The sequence below is a fragment of the Sphingomonas caeni genome, from assembly GCF_026013415.1.
Taxonomy (GTDB): Bacteria; Pseudomonadota; Alphaproteobacteria; order Sphingomonadales; family Sphingomonadaceae; genus Sphingomonas; species Sphingomonas caeni.
Genome location: NZ_JAPDOK010000004.1, coordinates 173,541 through 192,738, shown reverse-complemented (window position 1 = coordinate 192,738; position 19,198 = coordinate 173,541). Strand labels below are relative to the sequence as shown.

General features: G+C 69.0%; 20 protein-coding genes. 7 read left to right on the top strand and 13 right to left on the bottom strand.

What is annotated here, in order from left to right; all coding sequences use genetic code 11:
* Positions 1-41: 41 nt before the first annotated feature.
* The 4 genes from OF829_RS12445 to OF829_RS12430 all read left to right on the top strand — a co-directional run bounded on the left by OF829_RS12445 (position 42) and on the right by OF829_RS12430 (position 2,822).
* Positions 42-1,031, top strand: coding sequence for an alpha/beta fold hydrolase (locus OF829_RS12445; protein WP_264940385.1), 990 nt, complete (start codon positions 42-44; stop codon positions 1,029-1,031).
* A gap of 192 nt (positions 1,032-1,223) precedes the next feature.
* A complete protein-coding gene (locus OF829_RS12440) occupies positions 1,224-1,748 on the top strand; it encodes a sigma-70 family RNA polymerase sigma factor (protein WP_264940384.1) in 525 nt (174 codons plus the stop codon).
* Positions 1,745-2,260 carry a cupin domain-containing protein gene (locus OF829_RS12435; RefSeq protein WP_264940383.1) on the top strand — a complete coding sequence of 172 codons (516 nt, stop codon included), beginning with the start codon at positions 1,745-1,747 and terminating at the stop codon, positions 2,258-2,260. Before OF829_RS12440 ends, OF829_RS12435 begins: the two co-directional genes overlap by 4 nt.
* A 52-nt stretch (positions 2,261-2,312) precedes the next feature.
* Positions 2,313-2,822 (top strand): cupin domain-containing protein, encoded by a 510-nt coding sequence (locus OF829_RS12430; RefSeq protein ID WP_264940382.1) that lies wholly within the window; start codon positions 2,313-2,315, stop codon positions 2,820-2,822.
* Between the two features lie 57 nt (positions 2,823-2,879).
* Here OF829_RS12430 and OF829_RS12425 read toward each other — a convergent pair whose 3' ends face one another.
* The 6 genes from OF829_RS12425 to OF829_RS12400 all read right to left on the bottom strand — a co-directional run bounded on the left by OF829_RS12425 (position 2,880) and on the right by OF829_RS12400 (position 7,122).
* Positions 2,880-3,311 carry a cupin domain-containing protein gene (locus OF829_RS12425; protein ID WP_264940381.1) on the bottom strand — a complete coding sequence of 144 codons (432 nt, stop codon included), beginning with the start codon at positions 3,309-3,311 and terminating at the stop codon, positions 2,880-2,882.
* A 55-nt stretch (positions 3,312-3,366) separates the two neighbouring features.
* Positions 3,367-3,945: a DUF1579 family protein gene (locus tag OF829_RS12420; protein ID WP_264940380.1), complete on the bottom strand. Its 579-nt coding sequence runs from the start codon at positions 3,943-3,945 to the stop codon at positions 3,367-3,369.
* A gap of 47 nt (positions 3,946-3,992) precedes the next feature.
* Positions 3,993-4,733, bottom strand: a complete 741-nt coding sequence (locus OF829_RS12415) for a hypothetical protein (RefSeq protein WP_264940379.1) — start codon at positions 4,731-4,733, stop codon at positions 3,993-3,995.
* A complete protein-coding gene (locus tag OF829_RS12410; protein ID WP_264940378.1) occupies positions 4,730-5,623 on the bottom strand; it encodes an alpha/beta hydrolase in 894 nt (297 codons plus the stop codon). The genes OF829_RS12415 and OF829_RS12410 overlap by 4 nt, the downstream gene beginning before the upstream one ends.
* Positions 5,620-6,075, bottom strand: a complete 456-nt coding sequence (locus OF829_RS12405; protein ID WP_264940377.1) for an SRPBCC family protein — start codon at positions 6,073-6,075, stop codon at positions 5,620-5,622. The genes OF829_RS12410 and OF829_RS12405 overlap by 4 nt, the downstream gene beginning before the upstream one ends.
* A gap of 66 nt (positions 6,076-6,141) precedes the next feature.
* Positions 6,142-7,122, bottom strand: coding sequence for an alpha/beta fold hydrolase (locus OF829_RS12400; RefSeq protein ID WP_264940376.1), 981 nt, complete (start codon positions 7,120-7,122; stop codon positions 6,142-6,144).
* A gap of 132 nt (positions 7,123-7,254) precedes the next feature.
* On the opposite strand from OF829_RS12400, the gene OF829_RS12395 reads away from it, so the two are divergent.
* Positions 7,255-8,010 (top strand): sterol desaturase family protein, encoded by a 756-nt coding sequence (locus tag OF829_RS12395; protein WP_264940375.1) that lies wholly within the window; start codon positions 7,255-7,257, stop codon positions 8,008-8,010.
* A 9-nt stretch (positions 8,011-8,019) separates the two neighbouring features.
* Here the strand turns inward: OF829_RS12395 and OF829_RS12390 are convergent, their stop codons facing one another.
* Genes OF829_RS12390 through OF829_RS12380 form a run of 3 tightly spaced genes read right to left on the bottom strand, consistent with a single transcriptional unit; the run spans position 8,020 to position 10,004 of the window.
* Complete coding sequence (locus OF829_RS12390) at positions 8,020-8,784, bottom strand: molybdopterin-dependent oxidoreductase (RefSeq protein WP_264940374.1); 765 nt, start codon at positions 8,782-8,784, stop codon at positions 8,020-8,022.
* A gap of 3 nt (positions 8,785-8,787) precedes the next feature.
* Complete coding sequence (locus OF829_RS12385) at positions 8,788-9,408, bottom strand: cytochrome b/b6 domain-containing protein (RefSeq protein ID WP_264940373.1); 621 nt, start codon at positions 9,406-9,408, stop codon at positions 8,788-8,790.
* A 38-nt stretch (positions 9,409-9,446) separates the two neighbouring features.
* Positions 9,447-10,004: a fasciclin domain-containing protein gene (locus OF829_RS12380; RefSeq protein WP_264940372.1), complete on the bottom strand. Its 558-nt coding sequence runs from the start codon at positions 10,002-10,004 to the stop codon at positions 9,447-9,449.
* 220 nt (positions 10,005-10,224) lie between these two features.
* Here OF829_RS12380 and OF829_RS12375 point away from each other — a divergent pair, with 220 nt between their 5' ends.
* A complete protein-coding gene (locus OF829_RS12375) occupies positions 10,225-11,577 on the top strand; it encodes a DUF418 domain-containing protein (RefSeq protein WP_264940371.1) in 1,353 nt (450 codons plus the stop codon).
* On the top strand, positions 11,574-12,890 hold the full coding sequence (locus OF829_RS12370) for an FAD-dependent oxidoreductase (protein WP_264940370.1): 1,317 nt from the start codon (positions 11,574-11,576) through the stop codon (positions 12,888-12,890). Before OF829_RS12375 ends, OF829_RS12370 begins: the two co-directional genes overlap by 4 nt.
* Here OF829_RS12370 and nagE read toward each other — a convergent pair.
* The 4 genes from nagE to OF829_RS12350 are packed head-to-tail and all read right to left on the bottom strand — an operon-like array spanning position 12,887 to position 19,138.
* Positions 12,887-14,560 carry an N-acetylglucosamine-specific PTS transporter subunit IIBC gene (nagE, locus tag OF829_RS12365; protein ID WP_264940369.1) on the bottom strand — a complete coding sequence of 558 codons (1,674 nt, stop codon included), beginning with the start codon at positions 14,558-14,560 and terminating at the stop codon, positions 12,887-12,889. The genes OF829_RS12370 and nagE overlap by 4 nt on opposite strands.
* A complete protein-coding gene (gene ptsP, locus OF829_RS12360; RefSeq protein WP_264940368.1) occupies positions 14,560-17,028 on the bottom strand; it encodes a phosphoenolpyruvate--protein phosphotransferase in 2,469 nt (822 codons plus the stop codon). Before ptsP ends, nagE begins: the two co-directional genes overlap by 1 nt.
* Positions 17,016-18,149 (bottom strand): N-acetylglucosamine-6-phosphate deacetylase, encoded by a 1,134-nt coding sequence (nagA, locus tag OF829_RS12355; protein WP_264940366.1) that lies wholly within the window; start codon positions 18,147-18,149, stop codon positions 17,016-17,018. Before nagA ends, ptsP begins: the two co-directional genes overlap by 13 nt.
* The gene (locus tag OF829_RS12350; RefSeq protein ID WP_264940365.1) at positions 18,146-19,138 is read right to left on the bottom strand and encodes an SIS domain-containing protein; all 993 of its coding nucleotides are present in this window, start codon (positions 19,136-19,138) and stop codon (positions 18,146-18,148) included. Before OF829_RS12350 ends, nagA begins: the two co-directional genes overlap by 4 nt.
* Positions 19,139-19,198: the final 60 nt, after the last annotated feature.

Here is a 19,198-nt window from a genome sequence, read left to right as displayed (position 1 = left end):
CCCGTCAATCGCCGCCACCCGGCCCGATCGACGGAGCAAGAATGACGATGAGCTGGTTCGACGCGCGCAGCCTCGCCTTTGCCATCGCGGGCCTGATCCTCGTGCTCGCCGCGAGTCCGGCTTTCGCTCAGCCGCCAGTCCGCGATGGCTATGCCCGGGGCGCGGATGGCGTGCGGCTCCATTACCGGATCGTCGGCCCGGGCACGCCGAGCGCGGTCTTCCTGCATGGCGGGCCGGGGCTGCACATGGGCAATGGCTGGCCCGATCTCGCCGGCCTCGGCGAGGGGCGCACGGTGCTGCTCTATGACCAGCGCGGCGGCGGCCGTTCGGACATCGTTACCGATCCCGCACGCCTGACGGCGGAGGATCATGTCCGCGATCTCGAGGCGCTCAGACAGCATTTCGGGATCGGGAAAATGACGCTGATCGGCTATTCCTGGGGCACCGGACTGGCGGCGCTCTACGCCGCGAAATATCCGGACCATGTCGATCGCCTGCTGCTGCTGAGCCCGATGCCGCCCGCCAAGACCCCGTTCGCGGCCGATCGGGCATTGCGCGAGCGAGCGCTGACCCCCGCCGCCGAACTGTCCCGGATGGAGGCGCTCGATCGCGCCATGCCCGACGCGGCGGATCCCGTCGCCACGTGCAGGGAACTCGATCGGCTCGGCTACGGCCCCTATTTCGCCGACCCCGGCAAGCTGGCGCTGATGAAGGGCGAGAATTGCGATGCGCCGCCGGCCGCGCTCAGGAATAGCGGAACCGTCTATGCCGCCACCATCGGCTCGCTCGGCGACTGGGATTTCAGGCCGCTGGTGCGCGGTCTTCGCGTGCCCGTGCTCGTGGTCGAAGGCGCCGACAGCCAGATCGCGGTCGGCTCGCCCCAGGCCTGGAGCGATGCGTTCCCGAACGCCAGGCTGCTGCTCATCCCCCATGCCGGCCATATGCCGCATATCGAGCAGCCCGATGCGTTCTTCCCTGCCGCACGCGCCTTTCTTTCGGGGCGTTGGCCCGAGGGAGCGATCGGCCACTGACCCGCGCCGGCCGCGCGCCAAAATTTTTTTGTTGTCGGGTGCATCCGTTCGGCGGCCCGCGCCGGTAGTCTCGCGCAAGCTGTATCGCCAGCTGGTCGCGTAGAGGGATGCCATGTTGATTCAGGTTTTACGGATTGGCTTGGGCCGCCCATTATGTCGCATTCCGTAGCGGAATTGGCTAGACCGCCCCTGATGTCCCGGGATTCCGAGAGTCTCGAAGCGCTGCTGCGCGAAGTCGCGAATGGCGACAAGCGCGCCTTCCGCCGGGTCTACGACCTGGCGGGCGGGCGGCTGCTGGCGATCACCCTCAAGATTCTGCGCGACCGGCAAACGGCCGAGGACGCAACGCAGGAGGCGTTCCTGCGCATCTGGCGCAATGCCGCGCGATACGATCCCGCGCGCGGCGCGCCGCTTGCCTGGATGGGGGTGATCGCCCGCAATGCCGCGCTCGACATGGCGCAGGTGCGGCGGCCGCAGGAGGAGCTCGACGCGGCCGATACGATCGAGCTGGCCACGCCGGCAGTCGAGCCGCCCGACGCGCGGCTGGGCCAGTGCCTCAAGCGCCTGCCGTCGGACCAGGCACGCGCGATCGTGACCATGTACACCTATGGCATGAGTCACTCGGAACTGGCCGAACATCTCTCCGTTCCGCTTGGGACGGTGAAAAGCTGGGTACGGCGTGGTACCGAATCACTGAAGGAGTGCATGACGTTTTGACGAAGGATCTGGCCCGCGATTTCGTGTTCGGCAATCTCTCGCCCGGCGAGCGCGGGGAAGTTGCGCGCGCGCGGCTGAGCAATGCCGAACTCGACGCCGAGATCCGCGAGTTCGAGGCGCAGCTGGCGCCCTTGACCGGCGCTGCCGGGGACATTCCTCCGCCGCCGGCCTTGTTCGACCGCATCATCGACGCGATCGACGAGCATGACCGCGAGCTTGCGGGCAAGACCGCGCAGGGCATCGACGAGGGCATCTGGCTGCCCTGGTTGCCCGGCATCGAGGCGCGGCGGATGTGGACGCCCAGGACGGTGATGCTGCGCTGCCAGCCCGGCGCGGTGCTGCCCGCGCACGATCATGACGAGGACGAGCATATCATCGTCGTCTCGGGCGATTTCGTGGTCGGCGGGCGCACCTTCCGCGCGGGCGATTATCATTGCTCGCCCAAGGGCAATCCGCACGGCAATGCCTTCACGCGCGGGGGATGCCTGCTGCTGATCCAGTGCCTCGCGTAGCGCGCGCAGCCGCTTTGCATCCGAAAACCCGCGCGCCCGAGTAATATCCCCCATGAATGCAGATCCGAGAGCCCGGGATTTCGTTTTCGGCGCGCTGTCGCCGGCCGAACGCGCGAGCATCATCCGCGCGCGGCTCTATGACCGTGACCTCGATTCGGCGATCGCTGTGCTCGAGGCGCAATTCGGCGCGCTCGGCCTTTCCGGGCCCTCGGCGGAGGATCCCGGCCTCTGGGACAGCATCGACGCCGCGATCGACCTCGAAGATTGCGAGCTGGCGGGGAAGCGGATCGAGGCGGCTGCCGACGGCAAATGGTTCGATCACGCCCCGGGCATCGAGGCCAAGCGGCTATGGCCCGCCGCGGTGCTGCTCCGCTGCGTCCCCGGTGCGCGCGATGCCGCGCATGAGCAGGACCGCGACGAGCATATCGTCGTCATCGCGGGCGACCTGATCGTCGGCGGACGAACGCTCGGAACCGGCGATCATCTCTTCCTGCCGGTCGGTACGCATCACCCCGCGATGCGCACCGTCGAGGGCTGCCTGCTCTTCATCCAGTTCCACTAAAGAAATAGCCGGGCGGCCGTGAGAGAGGGGGTCCTTGGCCGCCCGGCATCGCCCGCATCAGGCGAGGGCGACCTCATGCGCCGCGGCGATCGCGACCACCGGCTCCAGCGACTCCAGCGGCCCGGTGATCGTCGCGTCGATGTCGCGGAAGAAATTCCCCGAGCCGGGACCGGCCGAGACCGCGATGTAGCGGGCACATTCCGAAACGACGGTATAGGCGTGCGCCGTTCCCGCAGGCAGCGCGACGAAATCGCCGGCGCGCACGATCCGCTTCTCCGCGCCGATCGACACCTCGATCTCGCCGTCGAGGATCGTCATCGTCTCCGACCAGTCGTGCCGATGCGGGGGCGGGCCCTCGCCCCTGTGGGCCGTCACCTCGAACATCTCGAACACGCCGCACGTCGCCTCGGTCGGCGCCAGCACGCGGACCTTTTCACCGAGCACATTGTAGACGGTGCCTCCATCGGCACCCAGGAAATAGCCTTCCATGATCGCATGCTCCTGTCTGTCACGAGCAATACGGCCGGGGTGGGCAGTTCAGATGCTAGAGCCGCCGATAATTATAATGGTCGAGCAGCCGCCATTTGCCTGCCACCCATTCGAAGTTTTCGACGCTATAGGCGTCCGGGCCACGGCGCGTCATGATCTGGCGCAACCGGGTCTTCATCCCGATGACGACGAAATCGCCTTCGAAGACGAGGCGCCCTTCATTCCAGCCCGTCGCGGCGGAGATGATGTTCGCATTGCCGTAGCTGTCCAGCCCGAGGCTCGTCCATTGGCGTGTCGCGGGGTTGAAGCCCAGATAGCTCACGTCCTGGACGCTGTTGCCGGGATAGGTGTCGCGTATTTCCAGCCAGACGCCGCCGAACAAGCGGGTGACCTCGCTGATGCCCTTGTCCTCCGGCTTTTCGGTCTCTTCCCGCGCCGAACTGACCTCCCAGCGCCCGACCATCCAATCGACGTCGGACATCTGCGCCGCGGGCTTGCCGACGCTGGCCGCCAGCGCCGGATCGGCGGTGAGCCGCGCCTCGATGCGCGCGTAGATGTCGCGTCCGGTCGCAGCCGGCATGGCGCATCCTGCCAGCGCCGCCATCAGTGCCGCAGCGATCGTGCCTCGATACATGTGCGTTGCTCCTGGCTGATCCGGTGTTCGTTGAGGCGCGCGCTGTGTCAGCAGCGCGGCACAGGCAGGCAGCTATAGGACGGGAATGAGCTGCCTCCCCACATATTGAACGTGCATTGCTGGCGCGTCGTACAGCGCCTGCCGCCGGCGCGAGGTGGGGGCGCGGGTTTCGGTGCCGGGGCGTAGGCGGTGAAGCTCGCCGGCAGCGGCCGCGCCGGGCGCGCGAGCCGGTGCCCCAGATTCGCGAACGTCATCGATTCGAGCAGCTTGTCGAAATCCCCCGCCGCCGGGCCGAAATCGCGATCGCTCCCGGCAACCTTGAGCAACGCGATCGCGACGCGCCCGCTCACGCGGACCGGCACGTAGCGGCTCAGCAGCATGTTTCCCGCGCGACCCGCGCGCGCATCGATCACACAGGCTTCGATCCGCCGGTCCGGGTCCGAAAGGATCCTCGGCTCGGACGCCAGCGCATCGGCGCCCAGATCGGCCACCGCCAGCGCATAGCCGACCGACGCGCAGAACGCCTTGAAGGGCTGGCGCATCAGCTTGGCGTCGCGTTCGATGTCGGTCGCGTTGATGAGCGCCATATAGGTCGAGACCTGCGCCTGCCGCGCCTGCGCCTCGGGTGCGAGCGCGACGATCTGGGGGTTGCCGACCCCGACCCATCCGGGCGGGATCGCATAGAGGATATTGCCCACCTGCCGGTCCTGGGCGGGTCCCGCCAGGGTCGCCGAAGCGGTCGCGGACAGCAACAGCGCGCCGATGACGAGGAAGCGTATGGCCGTCATCTTATCCCTCCGTGTTGCTGCATCGCCCGCCGCGCCACGAATCGGCCGATATCGTCGAGCGTCGGCGCGCGTTCGCGCAGCGGGCGGGAGAGGGCGAGCATGATGTCGGCATGGCTGACACCCGGATAGGTCTTGAGCTCGACGGGATCGCCGGCCGCTTTGAGCCTCGCATAGAGCGCCTCGCTGTTTCGCGGCCGGACCCGGTCGTCCGCGGTACCGTGCAGCAACAGGATCGGCGGAGCCGGACCGACATGATTGACCGGCTGCGTGTCCGCGGCGTCGGGCCAGCCGCCGAACGCGGCAATCGCCGCCTGGTCGTCGAACGGCACGAAGTCATAGGGACCCGCGATCCCCACCACGCCGCGGATCGCGCCGCGCTCGCTGCCGAGCCAGCGGCCGTCGAGCGCGAGCATCATCGCATTATAGGCTCCCGCCGAATGGCCGATGAGGAAGAGGCGCTCGCCGTCCCCGCCAAACTCGCGCGCGTGGCCGCGCGCCCAGCGCACCGCCGCGGCGCAATCGCGCAGGAAATCCGGGAAGACGATTTCGGGCACCAGCCGATAGTCCGGCACGATGACGACGAAGCCCCGCGCGGCGAGCGCCCGCGCGGCAAATTCATAGTCGCCGCGCGACCCGCTGCTCCACGCGCCGCCATAGAAGAAGACGATCGTCGGCAGCCCCTGCGCGGCTCCCGCGGGCCGGTACACATCCAGCCGCTGCCGGCTCTCGGACCCATAGGCGATGCCGGACGCCGCGATGCGCGAGCCCGCATCCTTGGGCGCGATTAGGTTGAAGGCAGCGAGCGGGTTCCACGTGACCAGCAGCGCGGCAACCGCGACGACACTGAGCAGGGTCACCAGCAGCAGCCGGCGCGGCAGGCTGGTCCTCATGCCTCGGCGAGCGCGCGTTCGAGGCCCCGGCGCCCCTGCTCCATGACGCGGTTATGGTTCCAGATGAAGACCGGGGCGAGCAGCGGCACCAGCCACCGCATCCAGCGCTTCCGCAGGCCGACCGTCCATTGGTAGCGCACATGGGTCGCGTCCGCCGCCTCGCGAAGCGTCCAGAGACCGCGGCCGTCAAGGTCGCCGACCGCCCGGCCCTCGATCAGCGCCATCGGCTCGAGACGGGTCACCCGCATCTCGAACGCCAGCCGATAGGGCAACGCCGTCTGCCACTCGAAATGGTTGACCGCGCCCACCCCGGTCTCGTCGCCATGCTCGACCTGCTCGACGCGCAGCACCGCGGGCCACCAGCGCGGCCAGCCCCGCGGGTCGTGCAACAGCTTCCACACGCGCTCGATCGGCTGGTCGAAGGTCCAGTCGGTCACAAGGTCGAACTGCACGGCGATCTCCAAAACGGCATGGACCGCTTACCGGGAGGCGCCGCCGTTCGGATGCAGCCGGGCCGGCTATCGGCGGCGAAGCATCGCGAGAACCTCGTCGACCGCCGCGACGACCGCACCGGGCTCGGTCAGGAAACTGCGATGGTCGCTCCCGGGCACGAGCCGCTCGACCCCGCGCCGGGACATAAGCGCGAGTTGCTGGTGCCGCCGGCGCCACACCAGCGAGAATGCATCGGACTCGGCCTTGAGACCGGGCGATACCGGCGGATCGATCCCGGCGCTCAGCACGATCAGCGGCTTGTCGCCAAGGTCGAGGCGCGCGGTATCGAACGGCCCCGCCTGCTCCATCCCCGCGAGAATCCTGAGCTCGCTCGCGAACAGCATCGGACCCGTCGTGAGCCTGGGCCAGATCGCGCTCAACTCGGCGGGCGCGCCCTCCGGAAGCGGCAGCATGCAATCGTCCGCCAGGGGCGAACCCGGCACGATCGGACCGGCGCGGGCGGCGGCCTCGCAGGCCCGGAGCGTCTTTTCCCACGCCGCATCCTCGGCCGCGATTCCGGGGGCGACTTCGGCCATGGCGGCCTCCTGGCGCTCGATGCTGGTATCGACCAGCACCATCGCCGCGACCTCGTCCGGCCAGCGCGCGGCGAACATGCGCATCTCGATCCCGCCCACCGAATGCCCGACCAGCACATAGGGGCCCGGTATCCCGGCCGCGTGCAACGCCGCGTGGAGGTCCCCGGCGGTCTCGAACAGAGCCTGCGCCGCGGCGGGCGGGTCGCTGTGCCCGAACCCGGCGCGGTCGGCCGCGCACACGCGGACCCGGCGCGCGACCAGCGGCTGGACATGGCGCCAATGCAGCGACCAGAAACCGAGGCCGGCTGAAAGCACCACCGTCGGCCCACCGCTGCCTTCGCAGCGCAATTCGATCCGGCGTCCATCGGGCAGCGCCACCAGCCCGGCCGGCCTCGCATAGGCTGACAGCGGATAGGGAGCCGGTCCGGCTTGCGCGTGCGCCGCGCAGGGTGCCAGCAGGGCTGCGAGCACGAATGCGAGCAAGCGCGAAGGAGCGGGAAAGCACATGCCGCCGATACCAGTGAACCCTTCCTTTCGGATGCGGGCGGGCGCAGCATCCGAACGGCGCGCCTCCGCCGTATTCTCCGCGAAGAGGAGGGTTCCATGCCGTTGGATATGATCGTGGGGCTGTCGCTGCCCCTGCTTTTCCTGCTGTTCATGCTGATCGAGCCTGCCGCCCGCGATACGCAGTATTTCCCGCGCATCCGCCTTTGGCGCGTACTGGGCATCGCCGCGCTGATCGTCTCGCTCGCGGTCAACGCCGCAGTGCCCCCGCTCCTCCTCCCGCTGCTGCCGCAGGCAAGTCCGCTCGACCTGGCCTGGATGGGGCTATGGGGCGCGGCGCCGGTCCTGCTGCTGACGACCTTCCTCACCTATTGGACGCACCGCATCCAGCACCGCTTCGACCTGCTCTGGCGGATGGGGCACCAGCTTCATCATTCGGTGCAGCGCGTCGATATCGCCTCGGCGATGATGTTCCACCCGTTCGACGTCGCGGTGCAGGCCGGGATGACGACGCTCGCCGCCTGGCTGCTCGGCGGATCGCCCGCCGCGGCGGCGATTGCGGGCCTTGCTGGCTTCGTCATCGCGCTGTTCCAGCATTGGAACCTGCGCACGCCGCGCTGGGTCGGCTGGTTCGTCCAGCGTCCCGAGGCGCATTGCCTGCATCACGAACGCGGGGTCCATTCGCGCAACTTCGGCGACCTGCCGGTGTGGGACATGATCTTCGGCACCTATGCCAATCCGGCGACCGTCGATGTCGCGGTCGGCTTCGATGCCGGGCGCAGCCGCCGCGTGCTGGCGATGCTGTTCTGGCGCGACGTCAATCGCGACGCGGACGGCGAGAAAGCCCGCGCCTGACGGCGTGTCCTAAAGCCCGCTGAACCAGTTATAGCCGTAGGTTTCCCAATAGCCGCCGGTATAGTCGTCGCCGATCTCGATCTCCCCGATATGCTTGGGGTTCTTGAAACCGAGCTTGGTGGGGATCCGCAGCTTCATCGGGAAGCCATAGGCGCGCGGCAATATCTGGTCGTCGAACCAGAAGCAGAGCTGGGTCTGCGGATGCAGCGCGGTCGGCATGTCGATCGAGGTGACGTAATTGTCGTCGCAGCGGAAGGTGACGTATTTCGCGCGCGTGTCCGCGCCGATCCGCGCGAGGAAATCGGAGAAGCGGACGCCGGTCCATTTCCCGATCGCGCTCCAGCCCTCGATGCAGATGTGCCGCGTGATCTGGGTGAAGCGCGGGAGTGCGTAGAGCTGGGGCAGGGTCCAGTCCGCCTTGCGCTCGGCCTTGCCGGTCACGTTCAGGACGAAGCCGACGGGATCGATCACCGGCGCGAGATCGGGTGAATTGGGGGTGTAGAAGGAGTTGAACGGGAAGGGCCGGGTGATCGCGCTGGCCGGATATTCGGGCGCGAGCTGTCTCGGATTGAACAGCCAGGCCTGCACGCGATCGTTGAAGTCCGACATGCCGCCCAGCACCCGCTCGGCGCTGAAGCCGTCGATCACGTCGCATCCGGACAGCATCGAGAGCGTGCCGAGCCCCGCGGCGCTGCGCAGAAAGGCGCGCCGCGTCGGCAGGTCCAGCCGGCCCGCCGCGTCGCGCAGGATATAGCCCGTGTCCTTCTCGCGCATCGCTCAATATCCTCGGATCATCGCGCGCAGGCTCTTCGGGACCAGCAGCGCCATCGCAACATGGATGAGGGTGAACAGGAAGATGCCCGTCATCGCCGTGAAATGGACGATGCGGGCATTGTCGAAATCGCCGAACAGGATGCGCAGCAGCGGGAACTGCACCGGCTTCCAGATCGCCATCCCGCTCGCCACGACGAGCACGCCGAGCGCGATCACGCCGGCATAGAGCAGCCGCTGCACGCCATTGTACCGCGACAGATCCTCATGCCCGAGCCGCCCGCGCAGCGCGGCGAGCGTGTCGTCGAACGCCGAGCGGAGGCTGATCGGCCTGAGCTTGCGCGCGAACCGGCCCGAGGCGAAGCCATAGACGAGATAGATCAGCCCGTTGATGCCGAGCACCCACATCGCGGCGAAATGCCATTGCAGCGCCCCGATCAGCCCGCCGCCCAGCGTCACGCTTTCGGGAAACAGGAAGGGCGCGATCGGATGGGCATTGTGGATCGCCCAGCCGCTCATCACCATCACGACCATCGCGATGGCGTTGATCCAATGGGCAATCCGCACGAGGAGCGGGTGGATCGGGGCCGGCCGGGCGATGCCCGCAGCGCGCTTCAACCTGATCATGCCCCTGCTCCCCGTGCGGTTGCCTGGTCCGGTGCCGGTTACGGCATCAGGACGGTGTCGACGACGTGGATGACGCCGTTGCTCTGGTTGACGTCGGCGATCGTGATCATCGACATGCCGCCCTTGGCGTCGATCAGCTGGAGCCGGCGGCCCATCGCGCGGACGCGGAGCGTGCCGCCCTCGACCGTCTTGAGCATCGCGGTGCCGCCGCCGGCCTGGATCTTCTGGCGCAGCTGCATCGCCGACCAGCGGCCCGCCACGACATGGTAGGTGAGCACCTTGGTGAGCGTTCCTTTGTTCTCGGGCTTGAGCAGCGAAGGAACGGTGCCCGCGGGCAGCTTGGCGAACGCCGCGTTGACCGGCGCGAACACGGTGAAGGGCCCGGGGCCCGAAAGCGTGTCGACCAGCCCGGCGGCCTTGACCGCGGCGACGAGCGTGGTGTGATCCTTCGAATTGACGGCGTTCTGGATGATGTTCTTGTTGGCATACATCGGCGCGCCGCCGACCATGACCGGACCGCCTTGCGCGACCGCGACCGAAGCGATCGAGAGCGAGGCGAGCCCCGCCGCGATGGCGGTGGTGAGAAGCTTCTTCATGATGGACTCCTGCGTGTGGACATGAGTGGCCGCGTGCGGCGCGGCGGGGGATGCCGGGCCAGCCGCGGAATGTTCACTCGGCCCCGGTTACCGCGGGCGCCCGCGGTTCGGATGCAGGACCGCCAAAAATCGGGTGACGCGCCCCGTGCCCCGCGCGGCGCCGTGCATCCAATCGCGGCGCATCCGGCGTAGCCGCAGGACAGTCAGACAAGGGGCCTCAATGTCCGTATTGAATCAGCCGGCGCCGGTGCAGCCGGAGCGTCGGATCGAGACACTCGATTTCCTGCGCGGCGTCGCGATCTGCGGCATCCTGCTCATGAATATTCCCTATATGGGCCGGCTCACCGAGCGGCCGGCCCCGGATCTGCCGGCGCGCTGGGACCTCAACTGGATCAGCTGGGGCATCCAGGACCTGTTCTTCGAAGGGACGATGCGCGGGCTGTTCGAGCTGCTGTTCGGCGCGGGCATGCTGCTGATGCTGCGGAGCGCCGAGGGCGAGAATCCCCAGGCCGCACCCTTCGACGTCTGGGCGCGGCGATGCCTCGCGCTGATGTTCCTGGGCCTGGTGCAATGGGCGGTGTTCCTGTGGCCCGGCGAGATCCTCTGGTCCTATGGCATCTGCGGCCTCTTCCTGCTCGCCTTCCGGACGGCGAGACCGCGCACCCTGATCATTGCCGGCACGCTGATGCTCACGGTTCTGTCCGCAAACTATGCGATGTACAGCAAATCGCGGGCGGAACTGTTGCAGGCGAGCGTGCCCGCCGCCGCCGCGGCAGCCGCCAACAAGCCGCTTACGCCCGAGCAAAAAAAGGCGATCCAGGCCTATGAAACCGCACGCGAGGCCAACCATCCGTCGCCGGCCAGCATCGCATCCGCAAAGGCCGAGCGCACCCATCTGAGCTCGCTGTTCCAATGGAGCGCCGGTTTCTGGACCCAGTATAATATTTCCGCACTCGGCTGGATCCTGCTGCTCGAGGGCATCGGCACGATGCTGTTGGGCATGGCGCTGTTCCGGCTCGGCATCCTCACCGGCGCGGCGTCGCGCGCGACCTATGTCTGGCTGATGCTGATCGGCTATGGCGGCGGCCTGGCGATCCGCATCGTGGCGCTCGTGCTCACCGCGCGGACCGGATTCGACGTCGATGTCAGCGCATCCGCCGTATCGGTCGCGGTCTTCAGCGGCGGCAGTTACAATCTCGGGCGGATCCTCGTCACGCTCGGCCATGTCGGCGCGCTGGTCGCGGCGTTCCGGTCGGGTTGGTTCGGACGCGCGGCCACGGTCCGCGCGCTCGGCCGGATGGCGCTCACCACCTATTCGCTGCAATCGATCCTGACATCATCGCTGTTTTACGGCCTTGGCTATGTCGGCGCCTTCAGCTTCGCCGAGTTGATGGGGATCGCGGCGGCGATCTGGATCGTGACCGCCATTTTCTGCCGGCTATGGCTGCGCGGCTTTGCCATGGGCCCGGCGGAATATGTTCTGCGCGCCATCGCCTATGGAAGATGGAGCGTGCCCCGCAACGGCGCGCCCGCCTTGACCCCGGCGCTATCCGCCTCGGCGATACCGCGATGAGCGCCCGCCGCGAACATGCGCTCGTCCTTGGCGCCGGGGTCGGCGGCCTGCTCGCCGCGCGCGCGCTGTCGGGGCATTTCAAGGCGGTGACCCTTGTCGAGCGCGATGCACTCCCCAACGGTCCCGAGTCCCGCAAGGGCGTTCCGCAAGGCCGTCACGCCCATGGTCTCCTTGCCCGAGGCCTGGCGATCATGGAGACCTGGTTTCCGGGCTTCACCGCCGACCTCATCGCGCATGGCGGCGCCGACGGCGATGTCGGCCAGAAGGTGGGCTATCTGGGCTATGGCGTGGTGCTGCGTCCCGTCGAAACGGGCCTTACCGCTGTCGCGGTGCCGCGTCCGCTGCTCGAATACCGGCTTCGCCGGCACTTGCTCGAACGGCCCAATGTCTTCGTGCGCGACGGACTCGCCATCGACGATGTGGTCTATGATCCGGAGAACGCGCGGGTCACGGGCGCGGTGGTCCGAACCGCTGGCGGCGCGGCGGAGCATATCGCGGCCGACCTCGTGGTCGACGCGCGCGGCCGCGGCGCGCCGGTCGCGCTCGTGCTCCGGAAATGGGGTTTCGACGCGGCGCCGGAAGAGGCGATCGAGATCGGCCTTGGCTATACCCGCCGCGTCTATCGCCGGCGTGAGGGGGATCTCGGCGGCCGCATCGCCGTGATCATCCCCGGCGGACCGCCCAATTGGCGGACCGGGGTGATCGTCGCGCATGGCGAGGACGGCTGGATGGTGACGATCGGCGGCTATTTCGGCGATCATCCGCCCGCCGACGAGGCCGGCTATCTGGCCTTCGCCCGGTCCTTGCCGACGCAGGACATCGCCGAGGTGATGGCCCGCGGCGAACCGCTCAGCGACTTTGCGAGCTTCAACTATCCGGCCAGCCGCCGCCGGCGCTTCGCCGGGATGCGCTTTCCGTCAGGCTATCTTCCCTTTGCCGACGCGATCTGCAGCTTCAACCCGGTCTATGGCCAGGGCATGACGGTCGCGGCCGAGCAATCCGAAATCCTCGACCGGCTGTTGCGCGCACGCGAACCGTCGCTCGCCCCCGCCTTCTTCGCCAAGGCCGACGCCATCATCGATCGCGCCTGGGCCGTCTCCGCCGGCAACGATCTTCGCCATCCCGATGTGACCACAAGGGCCTCGCTCCCGGCGCGGGTGATCAACCGCTATATCGGCCGGGTCCATCGCGCCGCGGCCAGGGACCCGGTGGTGTCGCGGGCGTTCATCCGCGTCGCCAATATGATCGATCCGCCGCCAAGCCTGTTCGCGCCCGCTATCCTCTCGCGCGTGATGCTGGCGCGGGCTCGCTAGGCCGGTCCCTCGAGCAGGTGAACGACATTGCCCGGCAGCGCGACGGCGCCGCGGAAGCCGGCCGACGCTGCCTCGAGATTGCTGCGCGCGGCGTCGATCAGCTGGATTCGCAGGCGGCCATGAAGGCGGGTGGCGTCGCGAATATTATCGGCGCCGCCGAGCGCCGTCACCAGCGCGGGAGACAGATCGGCGCGCGCGGTGGTGGTGGTCGCAGGCGTGCCCGCCCCCGCCGCCCCCATCGCATCGCGCATCTCCATCGCCACGGCATCGGCGATGGGCCCGAGCACCACCTGCACCGCCTTGGCCGATGGCTTGACGATCCCGCGCGAGCCGAGCGCCTTGAGCGCCGCCTCGTCGATCGCGGCCTGATCCCTGACGATCAGTCGAAGCCGGGTGGTGCAGGCATCGACGCTCTCCAGATTGGCCGCGCCGCCGAACGCCGCGACGAAGGCCGAGCCGCGCGGAAGGGCGGCGACCGCCGGCGCGGGCGCCGGGGCTTCGTCGGCCTCGCGCCCCGGGGTCTTCAGATCGAACTTGCGGATCACCACCCGGAACAAGCCATAATAGAGCAGCGCATAGACCCCGCCGACCGGCAGCAGCAGCCAGGGGTTGGTCGCCTTGCCGAAGTTCAGCACATAGTCGAACAGTCCGGCGGAAAAGCCGAAGCCCAGCTTCACGTTGAGCGCGTCCATCAGCGCCATCGCGATGCCGGTCAGCACCGCATGGATCAGATAGAGCAGGGGCGCCAGGAACATGAAGGTGAACTCGATCGGCTCGGTCACGCCGGTCAGGAAGCTGGTGAGCGCGAGGCTGAAGAACATGCCCGCGACCGCCTTGCGCCGCTCGGGCCGCGCCTCGTGGTACATGGCGAGGCAGGCGGCGGGCAGGCCGAACATCATCACCGGGAAGAAGCCCGACATGAACGCCCCCGCGCTCGGATCGCCCGCGAAGAAGCGGCGTAGGTCGCCAGTGGTGCCCTGGAAATCGCCGACCACGAACCAGGCGATATTGTTGATGATGTGATGCAGCCCGGTGACGATCAGCAGCCGGTTGATCACGCCGAACGCGAACAGCCCGACCCCGCCCGCGCCCACGACCGCGCGGCTGGCGGTGTCCATGCCGGTGGTGATCTGTTCATAGCCCAGGCCGATCAGCCCGGCGAGCACGAGCCCGGCGACGCCCGCGGCGATCGGCACGAAGCGCCGCCCGCCGAAAAAGGCCAGATATTCTGGCAGCTTGATCCCCGAGAAACGATTGTAGAAATTGCCGCCGATCAGGCCGGAAAGGATGCCGATCGGCACTTCGAGCTTGGCCACCGCGCCATCCTTGAAGGCGTTGGTGGCCAGTTTGACCGCGTCGCCGGTAAAGGCCTGGATCGCCTCGGGCGGCACCGCGATGAAGAGCTTGAGCCCCTGCCCCGTCACGAGGAAGCAGACCACCCCGGCAAGCGCCGCGGCGCCATTGCCGTCGCGTGCAAAGCCCGTCGCCACGCCCACCGCGAACAGCAGCCCCAGATGGTTGAAGATCGCATCGCCCGCGGCGCTCACGAATGCGATGTCGAGCAGATCGGGCTGGCCGAGCCGCAGCAGCAACGCCGCGACGGGCAGCACCGCGATCGGCAGCATCAGCGCGCGGCCGAGGGGCTGAAGCGTTTCGATGGCCTTGCGCATCAGTTGAGCTCCTCGAGCGTGGCGCGGACGAGCGCGCGGATTTCGGCGGCGGAACCGAGCGCGAGCGCCCGATCGGCGAGCGTGCGGCACGTGGCGAGATCGAGCCGGCGGACCAGCGCCTTGGCCTCGGGGACGAAGCCCGGCGCGACCGACAGTTCGGTGACGCCGAGCCCGAGCAGCAGCGGGATACCCAATCGGTCGGAGGCCAGCCCCCCGCACACGCCGACCGGACGCCTGTGCCCGGCGCCGCCCACGCAGCTCATCGCGATCAGGCGGAGGACGGCGGGATGCAGCGCATCGACGCCCGCGGCGACCGCGCCATTCTCGCGGTCCATCGCCAGCGTGTATTGGGTGAGATCGTTGGTGCCGATCGAGAGGAAATCGGCTTCGGCAGCGATCAGATCGGCGATCGTCGCGGCGGCCGGGGTCTCGATCATCACGCCGAGCGGGGCGGCGGGAAGGCCGAGCTCGGCAGCGGCGCGGGCCAGTGCGGCGCGGACGGCGCGAAGCTCGTCGAGGCCGCTGATCATCGGCGCCATGATCCGGCAATCGCCCTTCACGCGCAGGATCGCGCGGAGCTGGACGTCGAGCAATTCGGGATGCGCGAGGCTGACGCGCACGCCGCGCACGCCCAGCATCGGGTTCCTCTCCACCGCCATCGGCAGCCAGGGCGCGGGCTTGTCGCCGCCGATATCGAGCAGCCGGATGATGACCGGTCGGCCGGTCATGGCGTCCGCGATCGCCTGATAGGTTGCGCATTGCTCGTCCTCGCCGGGCGCGGCGGCGCGATCCATGAACAGGAATTCGGTGCGGACCAGGCCCGAGCCTTCGGCTCCCTGCTCGGCGGCGAGGATAGCATCGTCGACCGAGCCGAGATTGGCGAAGAGTTCGATCCGCGTGCCGTCGGCGGCGCAGCAGGGATCGTGCGCGGCGGCGAGCGCGGCGGCCCGGACGGACTCGCGCTGGACGAAGCGTTCGCGCTGGGCGTCGACCGCCTCGGCGGAAGGCGCGACGTGGAGCAAGCCGGCATCGGCGTCGAGCACCAGCGGGGTGCCCGCCTCGATCGCCGCCAGCGCGGCGCCGGTCGCGACAAGCATCGGCAGCCCGCGCGCGGCGGCGAGGATGGCGGCGTGCGAGGTCGGACCGCCCGCGGCGAGCACAATCCCCGTCACATTGGCATCGAGCGCGATCAGCTGCGAGGGGAGCAGGTCGTTCGCGAGCAGGATCGTACCGGGCGCGAAGCGCCGCGCCTCGGGCGCGCGGCCGAGCAGGGCGAGCTGGACCTGATGGTCGAGGTCTTCGAGATCGGCGGCGCGTTCGGCGAAACGGGGATTGCCCGACGCGCGGAGCTGCGCGGTCTGCGCGGCGATCGCCTCGCGCCAGCCCTGCCCGGCGCTGCGGCCCGCGGCGATCCGCGTGCGGGCGGCGGCGAGGAGGTCGGCATCGCCCAAAAAGGCGAGATGGGCGTCGAGGATATGGCACTGGGCCTCGCTATCTCCATCGGCGGCTGTGGCGATGCGGTTGCGCACGCGCTCCAGTGCAGCGTCGAGCGCCGCGCTTTCGGCAGCGGCATCGGCCGCGTCCGGCGCGATCTCGATCGCTTCGGCGGCGAGCCAGGCCGCCCTGCCGATGGCGAGGCCCGACGCGGCGGTGACACCCGCCAGCGCGCCTTCGGGAATCTCGGCGGGCGGCGTGGCCATGGGCGCCGCAGCCACGGCCTCCTCCATCCCCTCGATCAGATCGCCGACCGCCGCCAGCGCCGCTTCGGCTTCGCGCCCGCGCGCTTCGATGACGACCTGTTCGCCCTGGCCAAGCCCCAGCCCCATCAGCGCCACCGCGTGATGCGCGTTCACGCGCCGGTCCCCGCTGACGATCTCGACCTGCGCATCAAAGGCACGCGCGGCCGCGCCGATGCGCGCGGCGGGGCGCGCATGGATGCCATGGGCGAGCGGGATGGCGACGGTTCGCGTGAAGGTGTCGCCATCGATGGCGGACCAGAGCGGGGGCGTGATCGGGCTCAACACCATCAGCGCGTCGCCGGTCTCGACCTTTTGCCCCACCGTCCTGCGCTCGATCAGGAAAGCGTCGCCATTGGTGACCACCACCGGCGTCACAAGGCTGACCGCGCCGAGCGCGACCGCGTCCATGTCAAATTCGATCAGCGGATCGCCGCGCGATACCGAAGCGCCTTCCACCGTCAGCGCGCGGAAGCCCTTGCCGCCCAGCGCCACGGTCTCCAGCCCGATATGGATCAGGATTTCGGCGCCGCTTTGGTGGCGAACCGTAACCGCATGCCGCGCGGCGTGGAGCGCCGCCACCACCCCGTCGCACGGCGCCACGACCGTCGATCCCGCCGGATGGATCGCGACCCCGTCGCCCATCATGCGATCGGCGAAGACCGGATCGGGGACTTCGCTGAGCGGCGCGGCCCAGCCCTTGACCGGCGCGGTGATGATCAGATCGGCCATGGCTTCCCCCCTATCCACGTCTCGCGCGGCTTCAGCCCCGCGTCGAGCACCACCCAATCGGCGCGCCGCCCCGCCGCCAGCGTGCCGTGCGTCGCCGAAAGCCCCAGAAACGCCGCGGCGGACTCGCTCGACATGCGGACGATATCGGCGGGCGGCAGGCCGGTGATCGCCGCGGTGTTGCGGAAGGCCGTGGCCATATCGAGGTCCGATCCGGCGAGCGTACCGTCGGCATAGGTGCAGACGCCGTCGCGGACTTCGATCCTCTTGCCCTGCAGCTCGAACGCGTCGCTGTCGGTCCCCACGCTCGGCATCGCGTCGGTCACCAGCATGATGCGGTCGAGCCCCTTGGCCTTGATCGCGATGCGGACCGTGGCCGGGTGGAGATGGGCGTTGTCGACGATCAGCCCGCACCAGGTGCCGGCCGAATCGAGCGCCGCACCCACCATGCCGGGCGCGCGGTGCGTGAGCGGCGACATGGCGTTGAAGAGATGGGTGAAGCCGGTCATCCCCGCGGCGATGGCGGCCTTGGTCTCTTCATAGGTCGCATTGCTGTGGCCGGCGGAGACGAGCACGCCCGCGCCGGCGAGGGCCCGGATCGCCTCCGTGCCAACGATCTCGGGTGCTACCGTCAGCAATACGCGGCCCGCGCGGGGACGGCTGAGCAATGCGGCCAACCCGGCGTCGATCGGGCGGATGCGGTCGGCCTCGTGTATGCCGCGCCTGGCTTCGTTGATGAAGGGACCCTCGATATGCACCCCCACCACCCCCGGCACGCCCGCCGCGATCGCCGCGTCGGCGGCGTCGAGCGCCGCGGCGATGCGCTCCGGGGAGTCGCTGATCAGGGTCGGCAGGAAGGCGGTGGTACCGAAGCGCGCATGCGCGGCGCCGATCGCGGCGATGGCCTCGACCGTGATGGAATCGTTGAACAACACGCCGCCGCCGCCATTGACCTGGGTGTCGATGAAGCCCGGGACCAGCCAGCCGCCGCCGAGATCGATGTCCGGGGCGCCCGAGGCATCGGGCGCGATATCGGCGATCCGCCCGTCCTCGACATGGATCGTCGCGGCGGGGAGGACCGCGCGGCCGGCAACGATGCCCCCATTGGCGACGCGCAGCCTCATTGGGTGCGGGTGACCTTGGCGAGGAAGGGCGGCGCATCGGGATCGAAGCCGCGCGCGACCGCGAGCCGCTCGGCCATCCGGTAGAAGCTCGCGATCATCAGGATCGGTTCGACCGCGGGATGCGTCGGCAGGAAGGGCAGGCCGTCGATCACCGTCGCGCCGCGCGACGCGAACAGCGCCGCGGTTTCGCGGACATCGTCGCCCGCGGCGCCGCTGCCCTCGAAAGCGAGGATCGGGAAGCCCTCCCCCACGATCGCCATCGGCCCGTGCTTCACCTCAGCGGCGCTGAAGCACTCGGCATGGAGCCCGCACGTCTCCTTGAGCTTGAGCGCGGCCTCCTGCGCGACGCCGAAGCCATAGCCGCGGCCGATCACGAACAGGCTGGTGGCGCCGAGCAACGGCGCGATTGCCGCGGACCAATCGAGCGCGAAGGCGCGCGGTAGCTGATCGGGGAGCTGCGCTACCGCAGCCGCGAGCGCCGCGTCTTCGGCCCAGGCGGCGGTCAGCGCGGCGAGCCCCGCGAGCGAGACGATGTAGGATTTGGTCGCCGCGACCGAGCGTTCCGGCCCCGCATGGAGCGCGAGCAGTTCGTCCGCGATCCCCGCGAGCGGCGAAGTCTCGTCATTGACCAGCGCGATCACGAACGCCCCCGCGTCCCGCTGCGCTTCGACGGCCGCGAGCAAATCGGGGCTGCGGCCCGATTGCGAGATCGCGATGCACAGGCGGCTGGTGCCCGGATCGGTGTGCGCGGGCCGCGCCTGATAGAGCGAGGATACCGACAGCGCCGCCGACGCCGTCACCACCCCGGTCAGCGTCTCGATCAGATATTTGCCATAGGTCGCGGCATGATCGGAAGAACCGCGCGCGCAGGTGACCACCACTTCGGGCGGGTCCGCGCGCAGCCGCGCGCCGATCCGCTCGAGCGCGGCGCTATTGGCGGCGAGGAAGCGCGCGACCGCTGCGCCGGCCTCCTCTGCCTCCGCGAACATCAGGCTAGGCATTCGATCAACGACCACATTACCAACTAGATGGTCCTTCCCTGTAGGATT

Excerpts from the sequence above, each read along its gene's own strand:
- OF829_RS12445 (WP_264940385.1), top strand. The coding sequence starts at position 42 with ATGACGATGAGCTGGTTCGACGCGCGCAGCCTCGCCTTTGCCATCGCG.
- OF829_RS12440 (WP_264940384.1), top strand. The coding sequence starts at position 1,224 with ATGTCCCGGGATTCCGAGAGTCTCGAAGCGCTGCTGCGCGAAGTCGCG.
- OF829_RS12430 (WP_264940382.1), top strand. The coding sequence starts at position 2,313 with ATGAATGCAGATCCGAGAGCCCGGGATTTCGTTTTCGGCGCGCTGTCG.
- OF829_RS12425 (WP_264940381.1), bottom strand. The coding sequence starts at position 3,311 with ATGGAAGGCTATTTCCTGGGTGCCGATGGAGGCACCGTCTACAATGTG.
- OF829_RS12420 (WP_264940380.1), bottom strand. The coding sequence starts at position 3,945 with ATGTATCGAGGCACGATCGCTGCGGCACTGATGGCGGCGCTGGCAGGA.
- OF829_RS12415 (WP_264940379.1), bottom strand. The coding sequence starts at position 4,733 with ATGACGGCCATACGCTTCCTCGTCATCGGCGCGCTGTTGCTGTCCGCG.
- OF829_RS12410 (WP_264940378.1), bottom strand. The coding sequence starts at position 5,623 with ATGAGGACCAGCCTGCCGCGCCGGCTGCTGCTGGTGACCCTGCTCAGT.
- OF829_RS12395 (WP_264940375.1), top strand. The coding sequence starts at position 7,255 with ATGCCGTTGGATATGATCGTGGGGCTGTCGCTGCCCCTGCTTTTCCTG.
- OF829_RS12390 (WP_264940374.1), bottom strand. The coding sequence starts at position 8,784 with ATGCGCGAGAAGGACACGGGCTATATCCTGCGCGACGCGGCGGGCCGG.
- OF829_RS12385 (WP_264940373.1), bottom strand. The coding sequence starts at position 9,408 with ATGATCAGGTTGAAGCGCGCTGCGGGCATCGCCCGGCCGGCCCCGATC.
- OF829_RS12380 (WP_264940372.1), bottom strand. The coding sequence starts at position 10,004 with ATGAAGAAGCTTCTCACCACCGCCATCGCGGCGGGGCTCGCCTCGCTC.
- OF829_RS12375 (WP_264940371.1), top strand. The coding sequence starts at position 10,225 with ATGTCCGTATTGAATCAGCCGGCGCCGGTGCAGCCGGAGCGTCGGATC.
- OF829_RS12370 (WP_264940370.1), top strand. The coding sequence starts at position 11,574 with ATGAGCGCCCGCCGCGAACATGCGCTCGTCCTTGGCGCCGGGGTCGGC.
- nagE (WP_264940369.1), bottom strand. The coding sequence starts at position 14,560 with ATGCGCAAGGCCATCGAAACGCTTCAGCCCCTCGGCCGCGCGCTGATG.
- ptsP (WP_264940368.1), bottom strand. The coding sequence starts at position 17,028 with ATGGCCGATCTGATCATCACCGCGCCGGTCAAGGGCTGGGCCGCGCCG.
- nagA (WP_264940366.1), bottom strand. The coding sequence starts at position 18,149 with ATGAGGCTGCGCGTCGCCAATGGGGGCATCGTTGCCGGCCGCGCGGTC.
- OF829_RS12350 (WP_264940365.1), bottom strand. The coding sequence starts at position 19,138 with ATGTTCGCGGAGGCAGAGGAGGCCGGCGCAGCGGTCGCGCGCTTCCTC.